Source organism: Paenibacillus sp. FSL L8-0340, from assembly GCF_038593145.1.
GTDB lineage: Bacteria > Bacillota > Bacilli > Paenibacillales > Paenibacillaceae > Paenibacillus_AQ.
The window spans coordinates 2,444,400-2,465,271 of the sequence record NZ_CP151967.1; the positions used below are offsets into that span (position 1 = coordinate 2,444,400).

The 20,872-nt window shown below is 46.3% G+C and carries 19 protein-coding genes and 1 tRNA gene; 12 read left to right on the forward strand and 8 right to left on the reverse strand.

Annotated elements, in window-relative coordinates; genetic code table 11:
• Positions 1 to 120: 120 nt before the first annotated feature.
• Positions 121 to 1,008, reverse strand: a complete 888-nt coding sequence (locus tag NST07_RS10785; RefSeq protein WP_342481530.1) for a fructose bisphosphate aldolase — start codon at positions 1,006 to 1,008, stop codon at positions 121 to 123.
• Between the two features lie 132 nt (positions 1,009 to 1,140).
• On the opposite strand from NST07_RS10785, the gene pyk reads away from it, so the two are divergent.
• Complete coding sequence (gene pyk / locus NST07_RS10790) at positions 1,141 to 2,250, forward strand: pyruvate kinase (RefSeq protein ID WP_342481531.1); 1,110 nt, start codon at positions 1,141 to 1,143, stop codon at positions 2,248 to 2,250.
• 313 nt (positions 2,251 to 2,563) lie between these two features.
• Here pyk and NST07_RS10795 read toward each other — a convergent pair whose 3' ends face one another.
• Complete coding sequence (locus NST07_RS10795; protein WP_342481532.1) at positions 2,564 to 3,718, reverse strand: alpha/beta hydrolase; 1,155 nt, start codon at positions 3,716 to 3,718, stop codon at positions 2,564 to 2,566.
• A 158-nt stretch (positions 3,719 to 3,876) separates the two neighbouring features.
• Between NST07_RS10795 and NST07_RS10800 the strand changes: the two genes are divergently transcribed.
• Entirely contained in the window at positions 3,877 to 4,464 is a 588-nt protein-coding gene (locus NST07_RS10800; RefSeq protein WP_341091576.1) for a TetR/AcrR family transcriptional regulator, read from the forward strand.
• Between the two features lie 152 nt (positions 4,465 to 4,616).
• On the opposite strand, the gene NST07_RS10805 is transcribed toward NST07_RS10800, so the two are convergent.
• From NST07_RS10805 to frlD, 4 genes are all read right to left on the reverse strand, one after another.
• Positions 4,617 to 5,705, reverse strand: coding sequence for a low temperature requirement protein A (locus NST07_RS10805; protein WP_341091578.1), 1,089 nt, complete (start codon positions 5,703 to 5,705; stop codon positions 4,617 to 4,619).
• A gap of 245 nt (positions 5,706 to 5,950) precedes the next feature.
• Positions 5,951 to 6,379, reverse strand: a complete 429-nt coding sequence (locus NST07_RS10810; protein WP_341091580.1) for a secondary thiamine-phosphate synthase enzyme YjbQ — start codon at positions 6,377 to 6,379, stop codon at positions 5,951 to 5,953.
• 4 nt (positions 6,380 to 6,383) lie between these two features.
• Complete coding sequence (locus tag NST07_RS10815; RefSeq protein ID WP_342481533.1) at positions 6,384 to 7,235, reverse strand: amidohydrolase family protein; 852 nt, start codon at positions 7,233 to 7,235, stop codon at positions 6,384 to 6,386.
• Between the two features lie 35 nt (positions 7,236 to 7,270).
• Complete coding sequence (gene frlD, locus NST07_RS10820; RefSeq protein ID WP_342481534.1) at positions 7,271 to 8,056, reverse strand: fructoselysine 6-kinase; 786 nt, start codon at positions 8,054 to 8,056, stop codon at positions 7,271 to 7,273.
• Positions 8,057 to 8,276: 220 nt separating this feature from the next.
• Between frlD and NST07_RS10825 the strand changes: the two genes are divergently transcribed.
• Positions 8,277 to 9,608 (forward strand): amino acid permease, encoded by a 1,332-nt coding sequence (locus NST07_RS10825; RefSeq protein WP_341091585.1) that lies wholly within the window; start codon positions 8,277 to 8,279, stop codon positions 9,606 to 9,608.
• A gap of 144 nt (positions 9,609 to 9,752) precedes the next feature.
• Positions 9,753 to 9,825 (forward strand) — tRNA-Lys (locus NST07_RS10830).
• A 251-nt stretch (positions 9,826 to 10,076) separates the two neighbouring features.
• Here NST07_RS10830 and NST07_RS10835 read toward each other — a convergent pair.
• Complete coding sequence (locus tag NST07_RS10835; RefSeq protein ID WP_342481535.1) at positions 10,077 to 10,967, reverse strand: LysR family transcriptional regulator; 891 nt, start codon at positions 10,965 to 10,967, stop codon at positions 10,077 to 10,079.
• Between the two features lie 109 nt (positions 10,968 to 11,076).
• Here NST07_RS10835 and NST07_RS10840 point away from each other — a divergent pair, with 109 nt between their 5' ends.
• The 8 genes from NST07_RS10840 (at position 11,077) to NST07_RS10875 (ending at position 20,347) form a co-directional block, all read left to right on the forward strand.
• A complete protein-coding gene (locus tag NST07_RS10840; RefSeq protein ID WP_342481536.1) occupies positions 11,077 to 11,469 on the forward strand; it encodes a tautomerase family protein in 393 nt (130 codons plus the stop codon).
• 20 nt (positions 11,470 to 11,489) lie between these two features.
• Positions 11,490 to 11,816 carry a carboxymuconolactone decarboxylase family protein gene (locus tag NST07_RS10845; RefSeq protein ID WP_341091591.1) on the forward strand — a complete coding sequence of 109 codons (327 nt, stop codon included), beginning with the start codon at positions 11,490 to 11,492 and terminating at the stop codon, positions 11,814 to 11,816.
• 169 nt (positions 11,817 to 11,985) lie between these two features.
• Positions 11,986 to 14,076 (forward strand): serine hydrolase, encoded by a 2,091-nt coding sequence (locus NST07_RS10850; RefSeq protein WP_341378081.1) that lies wholly within the window; start codon positions 11,986 to 11,988, stop codon positions 14,074 to 14,076.
• A gap of 99 nt (positions 14,077 to 14,175) precedes the next feature.
• Positions 14,176 to 14,859 carry a response regulator transcription factor gene (locus NST07_RS10855; RefSeq protein WP_341378082.1) on the forward strand — a complete coding sequence of 228 codons (684 nt, stop codon included), beginning with the start codon at positions 14,176 to 14,178 and terminating at the stop codon, positions 14,857 to 14,859.
• Positions 14,856 to 15,899, forward strand: coding sequence for a sensor histidine kinase (locus NST07_RS10860; RefSeq protein ID WP_342481537.1), 1,044 nt, complete (start codon positions 14,856 to 14,858; stop codon positions 15,897 to 15,899). The genes NST07_RS10855 and NST07_RS10860 overlap by 4 nt, the downstream gene beginning before the upstream one ends.
• 101 nt (positions 15,900 to 16,000) lie before the next feature.
• Positions 16,001 to 16,786, forward strand: a complete 786-nt coding sequence (locus tag NST07_RS10865) for an ABC transporter ATP-binding protein (RefSeq protein WP_342481538.1) — start codon at positions 16,001 to 16,003, stop codon at positions 16,784 to 16,786.
• On the forward strand, positions 16,773 to 18,698 hold the full coding sequence (locus NST07_RS10870; protein WP_342481539.1) for an ABC transporter permease: 1,926 nt from the start codon (positions 16,773 to 16,775) through the stop codon (positions 18,696 to 18,698). Before NST07_RS10865 ends, NST07_RS10870 begins: the two co-directional genes overlap by 14 nt.
• Positions 18,699 to 19,114: 416 nt before the next feature.
• Complete coding sequence (locus NST07_RS10875) at positions 19,115 to 20,347, forward strand: RICIN domain-containing protein (RefSeq protein ID WP_342481540.1); 1,233 nt, start codon at positions 19,115 to 19,117, stop codon at positions 20,345 to 20,347.
• A gap of 126 nt (positions 20,348 to 20,473) precedes the next feature.
• Here the strand turns inward: NST07_RS10875 and NST07_RS10880 are convergent, their stop codons facing one another.
• Positions 20,474 to 20,839, reverse strand: a complete 366-nt coding sequence (locus tag NST07_RS10880) for a VOC family protein (protein ID WP_083675605.1) — start codon at positions 20,837 to 20,839, stop codon at positions 20,474 to 20,476.
• Between the last annotated feature and the right edge of the window lie 33 nt (positions 20,840 to 20,872).

Below are 20,872 nucleotides of genomic sequence, written 5' to 3' on the forward strand. Positions count from 1 at the left end.
ACTACCCTACCATAATCGAGCCAAAGCTCCGACGAAACAACTATGTAAATCACAGCTCTGCCATATAAATGAACCCCGGGCTGCAAAAAGCCCGGGGTTTATTTTGTGTGATAGCTACCCTTAGGTAATGGAGGCTTCGTAGATTTCCTGTGTGGATTTTGCGAGCATAGCATTGAATTCATCGTCCGATAGCTGATCGCTGAGCCCTTGCGATAAAGCGCGGGAGAAGCTGGCGATCAGTCCATGGTTATGTGCCAGCTTGTCATTGGCTTCAGCTTGGGAATAGCCTCCAGACAAAGCCACAACCCGTACCACATGCGGGTCTTCAATTAAATCGCTGTAGAAATTGTCCTCAGTCGGTATGGACAGTTTTAGCATGACTTTTACATCTTTGCCAAGGGCGGATAATTGAGTGGAGAGCTCATGTTTTAATAGCTTCTCAGCTTGTCCCTTATCTGCGCTGTGGATATCCACTTCCGGTTCGATAATCGGCACCAGACCATAACCTGCAATTTGCTTAGCAATAGTGAACTGCTGTTCGACAACTTTTTGAATGCCTTCGGGATTTGCTTCCTTAATCAGCGAGCGCATCTTGGTCCCGAAGATGTTTTTCTGCACTGCGCGCTTCAGGAGGTCATCCAATCCGGGAATAGGCTTCATAAGCTGAACCCCATTTTCAAGTTCATCCAGACCTTGATCGATTTTCAAAAAAGGCACAATGCCTTTCTCTTCCCAGAGATAATCGGCGGTTAATTGCCCGTCAATGAAGCGATCCATCGTGTTCTCAAAAAGAATAGCACCCAAAATGTGCTTGGAATCAAACGCTGAGCTCTTGATAATACGTGTTCTCATTTCGTGAACCAGTTCAAACATCTCTTCTTCATTGGAATAGCGGTCTTCCTGAATACCGTATTGCAGCAGTGCTTTAGGCGTGCTTCCACCGCTTTGATCCAAAGCCGCAATGAAGCCCTTTCCCGTGTGGATCACGTCCAATTGTTTCGTATTCATGGTCGTTTCCCCTTCCCTTCCATAAAATGAATGGTAACTGTTTCAATCATGTATAGTTTAGTTAGAATAAACGAACAATGCAAACTAAAGGAAAAGACAGGGAAGCCAATCAAGTATGAGAGGTGTGTTCACATGAGTATTGATTTGATCTGCACGATAGGTCCGGCAAGTTCTTCTTCTGCTGTTCTCAAGGAATTGCTGCTGAGCGGGATGACGATTGCCCGGCTCAATATGTCACACGGGAGCCATGAAGAGCATGAGCGGGTAATCGAGGCTTTGAAGACAGCCGCTGCCGAATCGGGACAGCCCGTACGGATAATGGGTGACTTGCAGGGACCGAAAATCCGTCTGAAGAGCATAAAAGGGGACGCGATTCGCTTAGATGAGGGTCAAACGTTTATCCTTGACCAGTCTGATGAACCGGGAAGCCGGGAACGCGCAGCGCTCGATAATCCTGGTGTAATGGAAGATATTTTACTAGGGTCAACTATTTTAATCAATGACGGGGAAGTCAAGCTTAAGGTGACGGATAAACATCCGTCCAGGATCACTACACGGGTTATAGTCGGTGGAATGATCGGCAGCCGAAAAGGCGTTAATCTTCCAGGAACGGTACTTCACTTGCCGGCCATTACGGAAAAAGACAAACGGGATCTTCAGTTTCTGCTGGAGCATCATGTGGATTGGATTGCGTGCTCCTTCATCCGTGAGGCGTCGCATTTGGAGGAAATTCGAGAGTTTGTAGCTTCACTGGGGAAATATAGTCAACCTGGCCTTATTTCTAAAATCGAAACTATTCATGCGGTGCGTAACTTTCCATCCATCATGGAGGCGTCCGAGGGAATCATGATTGCGCGCGGAGATCTTGGGGTGGAGCTGCCTTTTGAACGTATCCCCTTTATTCAGAAAGCGATTCTTCGCGAGTGCAGCCTGTCGAAGACCTATGTAATTACGGCCACTCAAATGCTGCAATCCATGATCGATCATCCGGTTCCGACGCGCGCAGAGGTAACAGATGTCTCTCAGGCCGTAATGGACGGGAGCGATGCCGTGATGCTGTCAGCTGAGAGCTCGGTTGGTCATTACCCGGTGCAGAGCACAAGAGCCCTGAATACGGTAGCCAAATTTGCAGAGAACATGCGAGAGCAGGGGAAAAACGGTTTTTCACTGGAGGAGATTTGCTCCGAGTCCCTATTTCATAATCTGTATAAGAATATCGCTATTAATAACCGTTCAGATTGAATATTTCTATACAGCAATATGGATGCAGAGATACCGGCTGCTTTCGCTCAACCGCCGCTTAGGTGATAACCTATTTCAAGCCGTTGCTTTGGCAAATATGATGAAGAACAACATTAACTCGCCTAATATAAGATGTGGAGTTGCGCATTGCTGTCACGGCCGAATCGGTTGATGTATACGGATTGCCCTAGACGAAGGGCCTACGCTCATGGAGCTTGTGGCTAGAAAATCCAAAGCGAAATTCTTCATGCTGGATGCGGGTGAGTATATAATTTGAATACAACATGTTAAGAGAAAAGGCTTCATCCGTCGATTAGAATTGCCCGATCCATTGAAGCATCACATCAGCCGCCAAGCCTAAATTGCCAATTTGACAGTGATTGGACGCGTGTTCCTTTGCTGTGAACATGCGGGCAGTAAGCGAACGGACATGGGTCAAACTCGTGATTTGTTCGTTTAGCTGTTTGAGAGGAACATAATGATCCTCCTGTCCTGCCAAAAGAAGAACATCTTGTGTGAGCAAGGAGGAAATATCCTTCGTGTTATACAGCATGGTTTTTCTCATGAATTCTGCCGGTGTTTGGCTGCTGGTGATATGCATCCCCTGCATCAAGCCCCACTCAATCATCAGGCTTTTGCCCGCCATTTGTTGTAACGCCGTATTGACTTGCTCATTCTGCCCATCCGCCAACAGCGTTTGAAGCTTTTCCCTGGTTTCTGGTTCAACTTGATGCATAAATACTTCAAAAAAATTCGTCAGAACGTCATACGCAATAACATGTTTTACTCGCTTCTCAAACGCCGCAGCCCGCACTGCCAGAAATCCCCCCAAGGACATACCAATCAGAGTAACATTGTCCAGGCTAAAAAAATCAAGAACCGCACTCACCGGTCTTTCCCATTCATGGGTAAACGGTAACCCGTAATCCTCTAAGGCTGCTCCTTGTCCGGGTCCGTCGAAACAAACGACATCAAATCCGGCACCTTTAAAAATCATAACCATCAAAAGAAGCTCCTCCACATAACTGTCGAATCCTCCAAAAAAGACAACTGTTCTCTTGGGATTGTCCGCAGAGATATGGTAAGCTGACAGAAATTTGTTCTCGTAAGGAATGAGGTGGTGTTGCTCCTTGGCTATCCCGTAATGGGCAGTTGTCAACGCAATGAATTGCTTGCGCAATTGCTGTTTCTTCGGATTTCCCTCTGGCAGGTAGAACTCCCCTCCCCGGAAATAATACGCCGCTTTAAGCTTTTTATCTTGTTCCAAAGCCTGATTGCCGAGTTGGATAAAGGAATGGACAAGCTCCTCATATGAATGGATACTGCGCGCGGCCTCACGCATTTCGCGAAGCATGTCTTCGTCATTTGTCCAATTATAAAACCGGTTCATTTGAAAATTGATGCTGACATTCGGGTGGAGGTCATAAAGTCCTACGGGAAAATCGCGGGTAGACCATTTGTTCATCATCTGTAATGCTCCTTTCCTTTTGTTTTTTTTTATCATACACTCACTATAATGAACCCGAACCTCTGCCACAATCACTGGATAATGCGGTTTCGTTGCTTATTCAACAGACGGATCTCTTTTGTTGCTTGACACAGAATTACGAGACAGGCGGTGTTAAAATGTCTTATGAAAAAGATCTGAGGGTGCTGAAAACACGCAGGCTGATCAGAGATGCGCTGGTAACCCTCATAGAAAAAAAAGGATTTAAGAATATCACGGTCAATGATATTGCCGAGCAAGCAATGATCAACCGTTCGACTTTTTACCACCATTATACCGACAAGTACGAACTGCTTGATCAGATGGTGAATGAGTTAATTGCAGAGCTAATGACGCTGGTGGCTCCGGAGGCTCATGTCAAAGGCGGGAAATTGGAATACTCCAGTTTTGTGGATACGATACAAACCATATTAAGCGTTGTAGCAAAAGACGCACAGCTTGTAAAAGTTGTAATGAGCGATAATGAAATGATCAGAATCCGCAGGCGAATGGAAAATACGTTAAAGGAAAAGCTGGACAAGAGTTTTCAGGAACAGATCCTAATCTCCAAGGATCTGTTCCTCGAATTAATTACGTCGCTTTATATGGCTGCTATCGAATGGTGGGTCAATAACGATATGAAATATTCTGCGGGGTATATGGCAGAGCAACTGGTTCGGATGCTTGCGGCCGGGCCTGTAAAAACCGCTGGTCTGGGGTCCATGTAGGCTTTGTTGCATGAAACTTTAAGAACTACAGTAGAGCGAATCCAAAAACAATCCGATGTGAATGTATTTGGTCTTGAGGATGACAAAAGCCATTTGCGCTTATCCGGTTCATGGGCATCTCATAATCTGTAAAGGGACACAGATAACCTATTTCAAGCCGTTGCCTTGGCAAATATGATGAAGAACAACATCAACTCGCCCACTATAAGATGTGGAGAAGCCGCTATAAATAGGTCCAGGGTAAACAGGGCACAAAGAATGCCGGTTAACAGAGTAACAACGGTGAAGCTGGGTCTAAGATGATTGAATTTGTACTGAAAGAGTATGAACATCACGGAAATATAATAGATCAGCACAGAGCCGAAGGCAAAACAAAGCATAAATACGTATTCCAATTGATCTATAAAGAGAAGTTGTATGGAAGCGGCAATCATACTGAGTGAAAAATAAATAAACAAGTGCCCGTATATGAGGCTCTGTCCTGCCGTTTGTTTCGATTTGTCTACGTGCTTCTCCACATTCTCGAAGTATTGCCACCAGATGGCGATCACTAATAGAAAAGCCAGGGCTGCAAATAAAACAGAAGATCCTGTGAATTTATAGGATTGCAGGACAGACAGCATGCTGACTACCGACTCACCAAGCAGAATCAGGGTAAACAAAGCAAATCGTTCTAATAAATGCGCAGTATGAATAGGCGTCTTGACCAAAATCTTTCGTCCGAGCAGAGGTACAATAATGTCCACAGCAATGCCTGCATATAGAAACAAATACCGTACTGAGGAGTCAAAAAAGAGGGAAACGCAGGAGATAACGATCCCCAGCCCAAAGGAGGCTCCTAAGAAACGGGCTGTTTTCTGCTTATGTGCAGCCTCTGTCCGCGAAGAGAGCACATACTGGACGGCGGTTAAGCTCCTTAAACCGATATATCCGACAAAAAAAGGCAAATAATTTGCATCAAAGTCCACATCAAGACTGGCGGTCATGATCAAAACAAAAAACAGCTGCACGATCATAAAGAGCCGCTGCGCATTGCTGTCACGGCCGAATCGGTTGATGTATACGGATTGCCCTACCCAAGCCCACCAAATCGGAACGAAAATCAGAATGAATTTCACCAGATGTTCAACGGAAATACTGTTATGCTCGACATGTAGCAATACATGGGTAGCTTTGGAAACAGCAGCTACAAATAACAAATCGTAAAAAAGCTCTAGCCAAGAAACCTTCTTCTCATGCATTGTTAGGAAGCCCCCCTCAATTTTGCAGAATAGATATGGAGACTGGTGATGTTTTCTCAGAATATACTAGCACACAATTACTTAAAAAATAAGCAAATATTTAGACCTTTGGTATTAAGCTATTATCATCATTGCGTAAAAACGGAGCTATTTCACAAGCAGATAAGACTGCTTACAAAATAGCTCCGTTGATGATGCATTGTTGTTAGCGTATCCGTTATTAGAAACGGTATAGTATCTTCCAGTTACTCACCCATCATCTGAACGTATACTTTACGAGTCTGCGGACCGTCACACTCCACAAGATAGATATGTTGAGCAGAACCACACACAATTCTGGATCCCTGAATTGGAAACATACAGCTATTTCCCAGCAGCATCGATTTCAAATGACCTGGCGAGTTATTGCTTGTGGCTCCATAGGTTGGAAGAAAATGAGCGTGAATATATTTATCGTCATCAGGAACGAGCTTCTCCAGCCGTTGTAATATATCTGTTTCTACACACTCCAGCGGTTCATTGATTGTAATTCCTGTGGTAGTATGAGCCGTAATTACTGCGACCAGGCCATTCGTAATTCCTGATTCCGCAACGATTTTGTGTACTTCTTCCGTAATATTTATCATTTGAACCGCTTGCTTCGACATACATGAGATTGAAACTAATTTGTTCATAAGCTTATTTCTCCTCCCCTAGAAATGCAAGTGCATTTCCCCCAAAAATGTTCGTCTTTACCTGTTCACTAAACGGTAGATTTTCTATAGCTTTTTTTAATTTAAACGCACGAAACCTCGGGGTATTTGAACCAAACATCACTTGCTTGGCAAAATTGCGTTCAAGGGTCTGCGGTTCCATTTCCTTCATAAAAATACGTTCCATAAAATCATTAAAGGAATCCATATACAGCATTGAGGTATCTGTGTAGACATTAGGATATTTTATCAACAGCATCATCATTTCTCTAACCCATGGCCATGCAAAATGTGCGAGGCACATTCTCAGCTCCGGGAACTCCACTGCTACCTGCTCATAATGAATCGGGTTAGCATACTTGGCTAGCGCATTAGGCTCCCAACTCAAGCCGGCATGAAACATGATCGGTTTATCGTATTCTCTACATTTCTCATAGATCGGCCACAATAGCTTATCATCAGGATAAAACCGCTGCTTGGAAGGATTCAGCTTTAGCCCGCTTAGCTTCAGATTGGCAAAGGCATTGTCCAAAACCTCCACCGCATCCTTCCGATACGGATCTACACTGGCAAATCCAATAAATGAATCGGGATGAAGATCTGTGATCTTCTTGATCTCCTCATTACTTACAATACAGCCGCCACTTTGTGTTGTTAAATCAAGTGGAAGCAGAATGGAACGGTCGATCTTACCATAAATCATTTCAGCTACAATTTCCTCATAACTGTAAGGTGACTGCTTATAGGTACCAAACTGCTCAGAACGGAATTTCAGGGCGGAATCATCCCCGCAAATCGTATCAAAATAAATCGGATGTACATGTGCATCAATAATCATTTTTTCTCCTCCTCCAATATCCTCAGCTTTGTAAATTAATAGGGTTCGAATTTTTGAATAATCTCAGCGGACAGCTTTGCACCCTCTTGCAAGCAGCTTTTTATCGGAAAACCCTTGATCATCCCAGCCATAAATCCGGCAAAAAAGGAATCCCCGGCTCCCACTGTATTTACAATATTTACTACTTTTATAATGCTTCCCGAATAGAACTGTTTACCATCGTACGCCAAGCTTCCAAACTCTCCAAAAGTAGCTACTACGATTTGTACTCCTTGATCACAGGCCCACTTCATTTTGTCTTCAATCCACGAATCTCGCTGCGGGTATGAGAATAAAGCATAATCCACATTCGGGATAATCAATTCAAAATCCTTATCCTCCAAAAATGTAGAGAAATCAAAAGCGATCTTACAGCCCGCTTGTCTGAATTGTGCCAGTAAGCCATAAATACGTCCGAAGTAATCTGTATGAATGTAATCATGCTGCTTAATAAAGTCAAAATCGTCATCTGTCAAATAATAATTGGCCATAACTCCATCAATAGAATTACCGTGGACTCTGTCGTTATCAATCAACTGCATATGAATTTGTGCCGTTGAGCCCTTATCCACCCGGAGGTGAGTAGTATCAATTCCGCTTATCTTCAGCCTCTCCGCCATCTGTACCCCATAAGAATCATTTCCCACAGCGCTCACAACAGCGGCGGGGATTCCCTGTTTTTTAATATTGATAGCAAAATCAACACCATTGCCTGTAGGGTAGCTCTTATCCAGATTGTCATAAACATCCATACAGCTATATCCAACTGCAACAACTTTCATAAAGATCAACCTTTCTACACAGATATCTAATAAACAACATGCATAACGTTATATAACGTATTGATAATATGTCCAATATAAGCGTTTTCATATAGAGTGTCAAGAGAGAACATTATTACACACATCGTGGTTTCGGGATGTGTTTTTTGCTGTTATGTCGTAAACTATATATACGTAATTTTCCCAATACATATAATACAACCGGGAGATCTATAATTTCGTGACAGGAAGGACTTTTAATTTCACAATGAATACGAAGCCGCTAACAAAAAATGTAACATTCATTGAAGCTCTGGCCATTGTGGTGGGGATGATCATCGGATCGGGGATTTTTCTGAAGCCGGGTATTGTGCTGAATCATGCCGGTACGCCATGGATGAGTATTTTGGCCTGGGGGATTGGAGGAATCATTACGCTGGCTTCGGCGCTGAGCGTGGCGGAAATCGCAGCCGCCATTCCTAAGTCAGGAGGACTCTATACTTATCTAGGTGAATTGTACGGCGGGGTATTCGGCTATTTGCTGGGTTGGGTGCAGGCTGTAATCTCCTATCCGGCCTCCGTTGCGGCGCTGGCGATAGCGTTTGCCACATACTCCGGCTACTTTTTGCCGCTCAATCAATGGCAGCAGAAGCTGCTGGCGGTGTCCATTCTGGCATTCATTCTCCTCATGAACGTCATTGCGACCAAATTCGGCGGTATTATTCAGACGGTTGCGACTGTTGGGAAGCTGATTCCGGTTGCAGGTATCGTAGGAGTAGGTTTATTCTCGGATTTGGCTCCCGGCTTTGGAGGGATTGGAGCTACTGCGACTGGTGCAGGCTTTGGGGCGGCGGTTCTGGGCACATTATGGGCCTATGACGGTTGGATCAGCGTGACCAATATGGCAGGAGAAATCAAAGATCCGGCCAAGACCCTGCCGAAGGTCATCTCCATTGGTGTGATGTTCGTGATCGCCGTTTATGTGTTGTTCAATATTGCAATTTTCAAGGCGCTGCCTTACGACCAGATCATTTCTTCCCAGACTCCTGGGGCTGATGCAGCAGAGGCTTTGTTTGGCAGCGGCGGCGGGGCTTTCATTACCGCGGGGATTATCGTGTCTGTACTTGGTGCGCTGAATGGGTATTTAATGACCGCGGCGCGGGTACCTCAGGCAATGGGGGAGAAGAATCAGATTCCTTTTTCCCGGGTACTCCGAAGCATCCATCCCAAGTTCCAGACTCCAGCCAATGCGCTCATTTTTCAAAGTGTGCTGGCGGTCATCTATATTTTCTCGGGAACCTTTAATACGCTGACGGATTTACTGGTGTTCGTGTTGTGGATTTTCTTTACAATGGGTGTGTTTGGTGTGTTCATCTTGCGTAAAAAACTGCCGCCGGAGAAAGGACGCTACCGTGTGCCACTCTACCCGGTTACCCCTATTCTAGGGGTGGCAGGCGGGATCTATATTCTGGCCAGCACAATTGTCAGTGATCCGCTGCGTTCTCTTGTGGGTATCGGCATTACGCTGGCCGGACTGCCGGTCTACTATGTGTTGTCCCGCAAAAACAGGTAGTTCTAAAATAATGAAAGAACTCGAGTAATGATTTTCTTGACATAAGCAATATAAAGTTATATGATATTAAAGCGTCTTTTGAAGATGATTTCTTTTTTTGAAAGATACCAGTCTAGTGGAATTCGAATAATTAGACATCTATTTGGACTCTTAGCTCAGTTGGTAGAGCAGTTGACTCTTAATCAATTGGTCCAGGGTTCGAGTCCCTGAGAGTCCATCACAGAAAAAACGGCAGAGATGCCGTTTTTTCTGCTGTTTGGATAGAAAGAAAAGACGTACAATGCAAAGAGAGCCGTGCGTCAACACGACTCTCTAGGCAATAGCCGCTTTTAAGGGCGGCGGCTTTAAGGTATTACAGGCAGAGATAGACCGCATCCTTTGGACCAGGGAATACAAAGCGACTCCAAAGCACTTGCTCTAATCGGACAAGCAAACCAAACACGCCAAATACGGCGTGTTTTTTTGCGTTTAATTTCGGCGTCGATCAAGCTCCAGCTCTTCTTTTATATATTGCATCAAAAGTTTCTTGGATGAGGATATATATTCATCATTGCGTGCTTGCAGCAGGCCGACCGGAATGGCGGAATCCTTCAGTTCAACTTGGATTCTCACAACATTTGGCGGTAATGGCGTAGAATCGAGAACGGCTCCTATGGAGGAAGGGATTTGCTGGACGAACCCCGCAATGGCTGAGATTTGACTTACTGTATACAGAAAAGGAGTTTCAGTGTAACGGGAAAATTGCTTCGATAACCGCGAATAATATAAACAGGTAGTTCCCCCGGATATGATTGGATAACCCAGTAATTCTTCAAAAGGGATTTCGTCTCTCCCGGCCAAAGGGTGGTTGTGCACTGCGATGAAAGAGATATGCTCGTTGTACAGTGGCTCAAAGTGAAACGAAGCCGCCTCGGCAGGCTCTCCGCATAGGGCAAAGTCCAATACATTCTGAAGCAGTGAACGGGACAGGGTGGTTGTGTTCCCGATTACGAAGTGGCAGGATACATTGGGCTTATAGTCGCGGAACCGCTTCAGCGAGTTTGGCAGTACTTGCTCTGTTAACGATTCCAGCCCTCCGATACTGAGAGTGCCGATCTCCTCTTTTTGCAAAGCTTTGGCCTGTTCTGCTACATAGTTCCAATGTTGAATCAGCTTGTCGATCTCTGTTGCAAATATTTGCCCGGCAGCGGTAAGCTCTGAATCCCAGCCTCGTTTGAAAAGCTTGATACCCAGTTCCTTCTCCAGCCGCTGAACCTGGTTCGTAATCGTAGATTGTGCGTAGTTCAGTTTTGCGGCGGCTTTGGAGAAGTTTCCTTCTTGAAGGATAGTCTGAAATGTAGTGAGTTCCTTTAAGTCCATAGTCTATATCTCCATCGGAAAAATTGAATTTTTGTATCATTTAATTCAATTATACAGAATAAGTGATGGGGAGTACAATAAGGATAAATCGCTAAAGGAGTGAAGGAACATGCCATTCGTCAGGGTAAGTTACTTGGAAAATAAATACGATGCGGAGCAATTACCCATTATTAGCCGTGATATCATGAGTGCTCTAGTTGAGCATTTTAACGTACCTGAGGATGATTTTTTCCAAGTATTCCATGCACACAAAGCAAGTGAATTTTATTATAGTCCGAATTACTTGAACATAGAGCGAACGGATGGACTGCTCTTTATTCAAATCACGCTCAAATCCGGAAGAAGCATGGAGCAAAAAAAGAGTTTTTACAGCAAGTTGGCTCAACTTTTGTCGAACACCCTCCACATCAGGAAAGAAGACGTCTTCGTCGTGCTGGTCGATACGGAATTTGAGGACTGGACGTTTGGCAATGGCATCGCACAAATGATTGAACATCCATAGAAGGAAAGGAGGGGATTGGAATGAAGCATCGTAAAATTGCATCGAAAGCCCTTGAAACCTTTGGGGAGATTGCCCCAGCGTTTGCCCGCTATTCAGAAGAAGTGCTCTTCGAGGAGGTATGGCGGAGAGAGCAATTATCGCTTCGGGAACGCAGTCTCCTAACGGTATCGGCGCTAGTCGCTGGTGGACTTACCGAGCAGTTGCCCTTTCATATCCGTCTGGCCCGGGAGAATGGTCTATCCGAGGAAGAATTGATCGAAGCGATAACACATCTCGCTTTTTACGCGGGGTGGCCGCGTGCCGCATCTGCAATACAGGTGGCCAAGGATATGTTCCAAGAAAACTAGAAAGTGATTCCCAAAGTGACAACAATGTAACAAACCCCCTCCTGCTTATCACCTGGATCGAACGACAGGGTTTGCGCTTAACCATACAATAAATGTGTTGGTTGAAACTGCCTGTTCGATCTGACTTGGGTTAAGCCCAAATTTAAGGAAAGCAAGGAGAGGATTTTCGTTGAGTAAGAATAAGAATAAGAATAACAAAACCCGCCGCAAGTCCGGCATGCTGGCCGCTCTGCTGATGCTGACTCTTGCCGTTGAAGCAAGCGCGTATGCTCAGCCGTCTGAGCCATCAGATCATTTAGCCTTGGTCCAACAAGTTGCCGCACTCAGCAGCGCTGCCCCGGGAGATTTAAAGAACGGGCCCCGTGATGCGAAGGAGGTTGAGGCGTTTCTTGACGCATTTTTTGCCCAGGATGCCATCAAGCAAAAAGCCGGATCGGCTGCGGTCTCTGTCGTTCAAGACGGGAAAGTGCTTGTCTCCAAAGGTTATGGCGTAGCTGATAAAACGTCGAAGGCACGGGTTGATGCCAGCCTGGGTACCTTCCGGATAGGCTCCGTTTCTAAAGTATTTACAGCCGCAGCCATTATGCAACTTGTCGATCAAGGGAAAATTTCGCTTCAGGACAACATTGAAAAGTACCTGGATGGTTATAAAGTAACAAATCCCTTCGATACACCGGTAACGATAGAGCATCTGTTGACGCATACGACCGGTTTTGAAGTTCGCGAACCTACGGATGCCAGCTATTTATTTGACCCTTCCCAGAAACCTATTTCATTAAAAGAAAGCATCTACGATGTGTTCCCACCTGTTGTTCGCAAGCCGGGAACGTCCTATATGTACGATAATTTTGCTTCCAGGCTGCAGGGATACATTGTGCAGAAGGTAAGTGGAGAATCCTTCGGGAGTTATGTGCAAAAACATCTGTTTAAGCCGCTCGGTATGACTTCAAGCAGCTTTAGCATGACCAAAGATTTGACCCGCCGGCTCGTCACTTCTTATGATGCGGAGGGCAATGCTATTCCGGTGTATGGGTTTTCGCCGGGTGAATGGCCGGAGGGCAGCATGTTATCGACCGCCTCCGATATGGCATTGTTTATGAAAGCTTTTCTGAATGATGGCCGTGCGTCGGACGGCACGGTTATCCTGTCACCTGAATCGGTGAAGGCGATGTCAGCTTACCAGATGGCCATCCATCCGGATTTGCCGGATATGACATATGGCTTTGAATCGCCTGTTCTTCCGGCCAAAACGAAGGGTGAAGCTGTGATCTCCAAAGGTGGCGATATTCTGGGCTATAGTTCGCTGCTGTGGATTCTGCCTGACCGTAAAACGGGTGTTTTCGTTTCTTACAATACGAATCAAGATTTGCGTAATGATCTGTTTACCGCTTTTATGAATCATTATTATGCGAGTGGCAAATCGCCGTATGAAGCGAAGGGATTCAAGGTACAGTCGGCGGAAGACCTTTCCAAGTTTGAAGGCCTGTACTCCGATTTGCGGATTAAACTACTGACCAAAGTCGAAGTGGCAGGAGATGGCACCCTAAGGGTGAGCGATATGCTTAGCCATCACCAGTTGAAGCAGACCGGTGAGCTGCTGTTCGTTGATGAGGAGGGGAATCCTCTAGCCTTCAAGGCGGATGCCGAGGGCCGTATTCTCTATATGAAATACTCTAATTTATTCAGCTATGCAGCCAAAATACCGGAGGATCCAGCCGAATTCCCGGATGTAGCGGCCGATCATCCGTATGCCAGCTACATTCTTAGCTTAAAGTCACTGGGGTTCTTAACGGATGATTTGTCACAGCCATTTGAGCCTACGCAAACGGTCACCCGTGGAGCGTTCATCCATATTTTTAACGCGATATGGAGCATCCCTGAATCATCAAATCCGTCTGTATTCAAGGATACTGAAAATTCTCCCTACCGAAAGGCTATTCAAGCCGCTGTCGAGGCCGGTATGCTGAATGGAACAGGGAGCGGATTGTTCGAACCGGACCGTCCGATTCTTCGCGAAGAAGCTGCGGCTATCGTCTACCGCTTACTTACTGTAACGGGAATTAGGATGCCGGATTCCACGGCTGTCCTTGCACCGGGCACGTCGAAATGGGCTGCCGATGCTGTCAGCTCTGCGGTCATCTGGAAGCTGCATGGACCGGAGGTGACCGAATCGAACGGCATGTTCGATTACGGCTCTCAGCGGGCGTTGAACAAGCAGGAACTGGCGGCTCTGCTGTTCACGATGCTGCTTCCGCAATAAGTTCATTACAGTGGGGGGCGATTCATTTGCCTCCCCTTTTTGTATGGAAGCGCGGAATGGTATGATGAAGGAGCAACAGCCGGAAGGGAGCTCGCCGATATGGATTTTAATATATTTATTATCGAAGATGATGAGGCCATTTTTTCTTCCTTAAAGGAACGATTGGAGCAGTGGTCGTTTCATGTCACGGGACCGGAGCGGTTTGATGATGTGATGAGCACCTACATTAAAGTGCAGCCCCAGCTGGTCATCATAGATATACAACTTCCAATGTATGATGGTTTTCACTGGTGCCGGGAGATTCGGGCAGTGTCAAAAGTGCCGATTCTCTTTCTATCTTCGCGCGATCATCCGCTGGATATGGTGATGGCGATGAATATGGGGGCGGACGATTATATTCAAAAGCCGTTTCATATAGACGTGCTGCTCGCGCAAATACAAGCGGTTCTCCGCCGGACCTATGCTTACAGAGAGGAAGCTGATGACCTTATCGAATGGAACGGCACCATTATTGATATGAAGCGTGGATTGATCCGTAAGGATGGGCAGGATGTGCTATTGACCAAGAACGAATTTTTTATTCTGGTGGTGCTCGTCAAGGAGAAGGATAAAGTGATCTTACGCCAGGATCTGATCCGCAAGCTGTGGGATGATGAGACCTTCGTCAACGACAATACGCTGACAGCGAACATAACGCGGCTGCGTCAGAAGCTGGCGTTTTTTCAACTTGAAGAAGCGATAGTAACAAAAAAAGGACTTGGATATATGGCGTGTACGTTATGAGCGGGAAACGTTTATTCCTCCGCTATCTGTATGACAGGAAAAGCTGGATTGTGTTCTTCCTGTTCTCATTGTTGTTTGTAGATTTGCTGATCTGGATCGACAATGGCATTTCCATCCGTGGCAATTCGATGCTCTATTTAAACCTGCTGCTAATTCTGGCGATGATCGTTTTCCTTGGGTGGCGTTTTCGTAAAGAAACGAGGTATTCGCGAGCACTGGCAGAACTGGCTGAAGGAATCCATGAAGATTGGGTTGAAACCTTGCCTTCAACTTATTTGTATCAGGAGGAAGCGACGAACCAGCTCTTACGGGCAGTGGACCACTGGTACTGGCATAAAATATCGAAGAGCTATTCTGCCCGATCTATGGAACAGGATTATATCGCTGCCTGGGTGCATGAGGTAAAGACGCCGCTGACTGCAGTGAAATTAACCATCGATGCCAACAGAGACCATCCGGCGATGCGTAAAATCGAATCGGAATGGCTGCGGATTCATTTACTTATCGACCAGCAATTATACATTTCGCGTTTGCCGACACTTGAGGCTGATTATGTGTTGGAACAGACGGGAATTCAGCGGCTTGCTGCACTGGAAGTACGTGAGCTTAGCTCCTGGTGTATGGAGAAAAATATAGCTGTTGAGTTTGAAGGCGAAGAGAACCTAGTTAGAACGGACCGCAAATGGTGCCGTTTTATTATCAGGCAAATATTGACGAATGCGGTTAAATATAGCCCGGAGGGCGGAATGATTGTACTGTCAACTACAGCCATAGAGGATGGGCCTGTCAGATTGACGATTAGAGATGAAGGACCGGGTATCGCCGCACAGGACTTGCCGCGTATTTTCGACAAAGGCTTTACCGGAGAGAACGGCAGACTGCAAAATGCGGCAACTGGACTGGGGCTCTATTTAGCTCAAACTGTTGCGGACAAAATCGGGATTAGGTTAACGGTAGAGTCTGAGTCCCAGTCAGGAACGGCCATTCAGATGACCTTCACCGCGATCAATGCGTTCGAATCTGTCCGGACTTCAATATGATAATATTGTCACGTAGAACCTCCTGTTTGTCATCTGATACGGGCGACGGGCATGGCCTGTTTCTCTAAAATGAAGGTTATATCAGAGTGGAGGCTATGGAGATGAATCAAAACAATGGGCTGAGAACCGTACTGCATGCGCAGGAAGTCCGTAAATCATATGGTGTCAGGGGAAATGTTCAGCAGGTGCTGAAGGGCATCAACCTGCGTGTAGTGGAAGGTGAGTTTGTCGGAATCATGGGGCCGTCCGGGTCGGGGAAGTCGACTTTGATCAAAGTGTTGGCGACCATTGATAAAGCGACGGAAGGGAAAATTCTCGTCGAAGATACGGATGTCTCAATTATGAAAAATAGCGAATTGTCTGCTTTTCGGCGCAGGAAGCTGGGCTTCATCTTTCAGGATTACAACTTACTTGATACGTTGACGGTAAAAGAGAATATCCTGCTGCCCCTTTCCCTCGATAAGATGAAGAAAGCAGCGGTGGAGGCTGATTTTCAGGCCATGGCTGCAGATCTTGGCATCGGGGAGATTGCCCATAAATATCCGAATGAAATTTCCGGGGGGCAGCGGCAACGGACGTCTGCTGCACGCGCATTAATCCACCGGCCCTCCATCGTATTTGCGGATGAGCCGACAGGTGCTTTGGATTCGAAGGCGGCCTCCTCTCTATTGGGAATGCTGGAGGAGCTTAACGGGCAGCACAATATTACCATTATGATGGTGACTCATGATCCTGTGGCCTCGAGCTATTGCAGCCGAGTTGTGTTTTTGAAGGACGGAGTGCTGTATTCCGAATTGTACCGTGGCAGCAAGACACGGCAAGCTTTCTTCAAAGATATATTGAATGTGCAGGCCGTGCTCGGGGGTGATCATATTGACACTGTTTGAGTTGATTATCCGTGGTGTACGGAAAAATATTAAAAATTACTACTTATATTATTTTGCACTAATTTTCAGTACAGCCCTTTATTTCGTGTTTGCCACATTGCAGAATGACTCATCGGTAATGGCAGCATCATTCGGCGATATTCCATTTACTTTGGTGTTTGATGTGGCCGGAATTTTGGTGCTCACGATTGTAGTTGTATTCATGATCTACGCGAACAGCATTTTTCTGAAACGCCGCAGCAAGGAAATCGGGCTGTATCAGCTGGTGGGCCTGACGCACAGCGCGGTAGCAAGGTTGCTCATCACGGAGAGTGCACTGCTGGGGATGGGGGCGCTCCTGACCGGAATAGTTGGGGGAGCGCTTGTGGCGCGGATTTTTATGCTTATTCTGATGAAACTGATCGGTATAGAAAGCGTTGTAACCCTCTCTTTCTCGAGTGGAGCCGCCTTGCAGACCGTCATCGTATTTACTGTGCTTATCGGCCTTACCATGGTACAAATGCTGTTCAAGGTTTACCGCTCAACGCTACTCGATCTATTCAAGGCGGACAAGCAGGGCGATTATCCGCGAGAGCCGAAGACTGTTCTGTCCGCTTTGATGGGGTTGCTTGGGATTGGACTGATCGTTACAGGCTATCTGCTCTCCAGCCAAACCCTCGGCCAGAATCTGTTCCAGCAGGTGCTTGTGATTCTCGCCCCGACCATACTTGGGACCTATTTGCTGTTTCGTGTGACGATAGGCTGGCTGTTCTTCCGGATACGAAAGGGGAAGGATGGACAGCTCGGGCTAAAAAACAGTTTGTCGCTAGCCCCGATCATGCATCGCATGAAGGGGAATGCGAACTCGCTCACCCTAATTACCATTCTATCTGCGATGACGCTGACGATGGTAGCCATCTCTTATTCGCTGTACTATTCGGCGGAGAGTGAGTCTAGAGCAATGCTGCCTTACGACTTTATCTTTGCCAATAATGAGCGGGATGCGAAATCATTTCGTGTTGAGCTGGAGAAGGAAGGAATTGCGTTTGCTTATCAACCGGTTGAGGCAGTCCGGCTGTCTGGCACGATCGGTAAAGGGCAAGGGGACGGACGCAGCCTGTTGTTGCTCGCGGCAGAACAATTGCAGGCAAGCGGTGCAGACATTATTGTCCCAGGACAGGGTGAGGCCGTCTGGTACACCGGCCTCAAGAAGGCGCTAAGCAAGCAGCCGTTTCCGGTTACTTTTCCACAAGCTGTTGATTTCGGGGCAAGTGGGGTTCACACCAACATACAATTAACACGGGGAAATGATCGCTATGCCATGAATTTCAGCTTACACGGCCATCAGCTGGTGATGCCGCTGGCCTCGATAAAGGCTATTCGTGAGCAATTACCAACTTCCCCTGTATATGAAGCCATTATTATCGACACCTACCAAATTGCGGATAAGAATGAGCGTGCAGCCGCAGCTGGCATCTATGCGAAATATGTCAAGGAAGAGGGAGGCAATCCCGATTTCGATAGCTTTTATAAAGGGGCGCTCCGAAAATTCGGGCTGATCATTTTTATAGCAGGTTTTCTCGGCCTGATCTTCCTGATTTCCACGGGCAGTATTCTGTATTTCAAGCAAATGACAGAGGCAGAACAGGAGAGGGATAGCTATACGATTCTGTGGCAGCTCGGATTCGGGGAGCGTGAGATCATGGGCGGCATTGTCCGCAAGCAGATGTTTGTATTCGCGATTCCGCTTGTGATCGGGCTTTTGCATTCCATCTTTGCCGTAAAAGCGGCTTCTGCGCTGTCCTTATCCAACCTCACCTTCCCGGCAGCTATTGCCATGTCTGTATATACGCTCATCTATTTTCTGTTCGCTGTGCTCACTGTTGTTTATTATCGCCGGGTTGTGAAGATGTCTCAGCATCAAGACTGCTAAGCTGTGCGAGCACCTACATCACATCCACTAATTTTTTGAAAATTGGACAAAATATAGGTGGATTCATGAACCGAAACCGGTTTATAATGGGTTTATACAAAATGTTTGCGCTTACATAATTTCCTGTGAAACTACCACTGTAATGAAGACATCAGGTGTTTATATACGAAACAGGTTGAATAACAATAAAGTGAACAGATTAGACGGCCCCCTTCAAAGGCGTCGGTACCTATACAGTGTGGAGAACGCTTATTATGCTCTGGTTAATTCAGGTTTCAAATGTGCGGAGCGCGCGCCGTGCATTGAAATAAAAGAAAATAAATGAGGTGATTTTACTGGACTGATCATGGTTAGACTGTTATCGTCTGTTTTCCTGCGTCCTATTAAAACTTTCATTTTAAGAGGAGGGAAAGATGATGTTGAGAAGGGGAAAAGTTCTGGTTCTATTACTTCTGTTCACACTCTTGATTTCTTTAGTACCCGCTGGGCATTCAAATGCAGCTTCTAACTGGAATCAGGTATGGAGCGACGAATTCGACGGGAATTCTCTGAATACTGGCAATTGGTCTGCCGAAGTTAACGGCGATGGCGGGGGAAACAATGAACTGCAGTACTACACCAACCGTGCGCAGAACTTGAACGTTACCGGGGGGAATCTCGTCATTACTGCACTCAAAGAATCCTATGGCGGAAAGAATTACACCTCTGCAAGGATAAAGACACAAGGATTAAAAAGTTTTACCTATGGAAAAATCGAAGCGAGAATCAAATTGCCCTCTGGGCAGGGAATATGGCCGGCATTTTGGATGCTTGGAACGAACATCGATTCGGCGCATTGGCCTCAGTGCGGGGAAATCGACATTATGGAACGTGTAAACAATAATGCCTTTGTTAATGGCACAGTGCATTGGGATGCCAATGGACATGCTGAGTATGGACAGGTATCCGGCAATCTGGATTTTTCCCAGTACCATGTCTACAGCATTGAGTGGGATGCAAATTATATTAAGTGGTTTGTAGACGGCAACCAATATAATGCCTTCTATATTGAGAACGGAACTGGAAATACGGAAGAATACCAGAAGCCATTCTTTATACTGCTCAATCTTGCCGTGGGCGGAAATTGGCCGGGCAGTCCCAACAATTCAACTCCATTCCCGGCACAAATGCTGGTTGATTATGTACGCGTGTATCAGGCATCCACTTCGCCAAATATCGAAAGCGGCAGTATTTATACCTTAACAAACAAGGCGAGCGGCAAGGCGCTGGATGTAGTGGACGTTTCCACAGCCAGTGGAGCGAAAATGCAGCAATGGACCAATTACACTGCCAATAACCAGAAATTCAAGGTAGAAAGTACAGGTGATGGATACTACAAGCTTACTGCAATGCATAGCGGAAAAGTATTGGATGTCCCAAGCTCAAGTACTTCCACCGGTGTACAGCTTCAGCAATGGGACGATAATGGTTCCAATGCCCAGCAGTGGAGAATCGTGGATGCGGGAGGCGGGTACTTCAAACTTGTTTCCAAAGGGAGTGGGTTGGTCATGGACGTATCCGGATCTTCTACGGCAGATGGGGCAGTGGTCCAGCAATGGACCGACAATGGAAGTGATGCTCAGAAGTGGTTGTTTACCAAAGTTAACTAACACCCTAGCAGGACACTGAAACAAATTTGTCTGAATGCCGTGCCCCGTTTCGGGTAATTTATGAATCTTGTGACGGGGTGCAGCTTTATTGCTTCTGCTCCATAGTGAAAAGACGAAAACACTGGCTTAGCTGTGCGCTGCAATCTGTACCTCGAAACCGTCCGGATCCAGTACATAAAAGAATGATATGCGTGGATTCGGCGTGATCGGACCACGCGCTACCGGGATACCCTGGCTTTTGAAACTCTCTATCGCCTCATCCAGTGACGCCACCTCGAACCCAATGGACACACCGCATTCCGGCTTCAGAGCCGGGTCGCTTCCCTGAATAAGCTCGATCTTGGGCTGCCCCTCCGTGCCTAACATTACAATCTGTCTTCCTCTGCTTTCGAATCTGCGGTCAATCGGAAGTCCCAGAATGCTGTGATAAAAATTAAGGGATGCCTCCAGATCCCGCACCCTGAGTGTAATCCAATTCATGCTCAATATCATGTATCCTACCCCCTTTCTGTGAATTTTCTATTT

Bases quoted from the DNA above. Each gene is read 5' to 3' on its own strand.
- NST07_RS10785 (WP_342481530.1), bottom strand. From the start codon at position 1,008: ATGAATACGAAACAATTGGACGTGATCCACACGGGAAAGGGCTTCATT.
- pyk (WP_342481531.1), top strand. From the start codon at position 1,141: ATGAGTATTGATTTGATCTGCACGATAGGTCCGGCAAGTTCTTCTTCT.
- NST07_RS10795 (WP_342481532.1), bottom strand. From the start codon at position 3,718: ATGATGAACAAATGGTCTACCCGCGATTTTCCCGTAGGACTTTATGAC.
- NST07_RS10800 (WP_341091576.1), top strand. From the start codon at position 3,877: ATGTCTTATGAAAAAGATCTGAGGGTGCTGAAAACACGCAGGCTGATC.
- NST07_RS10805 (WP_341091578.1), bottom strand. From the start codon at position 5,705: ATGCATGAGAAGAAGGTTTCTTGGCTAGAGCTTTTTTACGATTTGTTA.
- NST07_RS10810 (WP_341091580.1), bottom strand. From the start codon at position 6,379: ATGAACAAATTAGTTTCAATCTCATGTATGTCGAAGCAAGCGGTTCAA.
- NST07_RS10815 (WP_342481533.1), bottom strand. From the start codon at position 7,235: ATGATTATTGATGCACATGTACATCCGATTTATTTTGATACGATTTGC.
- frlD (WP_342481534.1), bottom strand. From the start codon at position 8,056: ATGAAAGTTGTTGCAGTTGGATATAGCTGTATGGATGTTTATGACAAT.
- NST07_RS10835 (WP_342481535.1), bottom strand. From the start codon at position 10,967: ATGGACTTAAAGGAACTCACTACATTTCAGACTATCCTTCAAGAAGGA.
- NST07_RS10840 (WP_342481536.1), top strand. From the start codon at position 11,077: ATGCCATTCGTCAGGGTAAGTTACTTGGAAAATAAATACGATGCGGAG.
- NST07_RS10845 (WP_341091591.1), top strand. From the start codon at position 11,490: ATGAAGCATCGTAAAATTGCATCGAAAGCCCTTGAAACCTTTGGGGAG.
- NST07_RS10855 (WP_341378082.1), top strand. From the start codon at position 14,176: ATGGATTTTAATATATTTATTATCGAAGATGATGAGGCCATTTTTTCT.
- NST07_RS10860 (WP_342481537.1), top strand. From the start codon at position 14,856: ATGAGCGGGAAACGTTTATTCCTCCGCTATCTGTATGACAGGAAAAGC.
- NST07_RS10865 (WP_342481538.1), top strand. From the start codon at position 16,001: ATGAATCAAAACAATGGGCTGAGAACCGTACTGCATGCGCAGGAAGTC.
- NST07_RS10875 (WP_342481540.1), top strand. From the start codon at position 19,115: ATGTTGAGAAGGGGAAAAGTTCTGGTTCTATTACTTCTGTTCACACTC.
- NST07_RS10880 (WP_083675605.1), bottom strand. From the start codon at position 20,839: ATGATATTGAGCATGAATTGGATTACACTCAGGGTGCGGGATCTGGAG.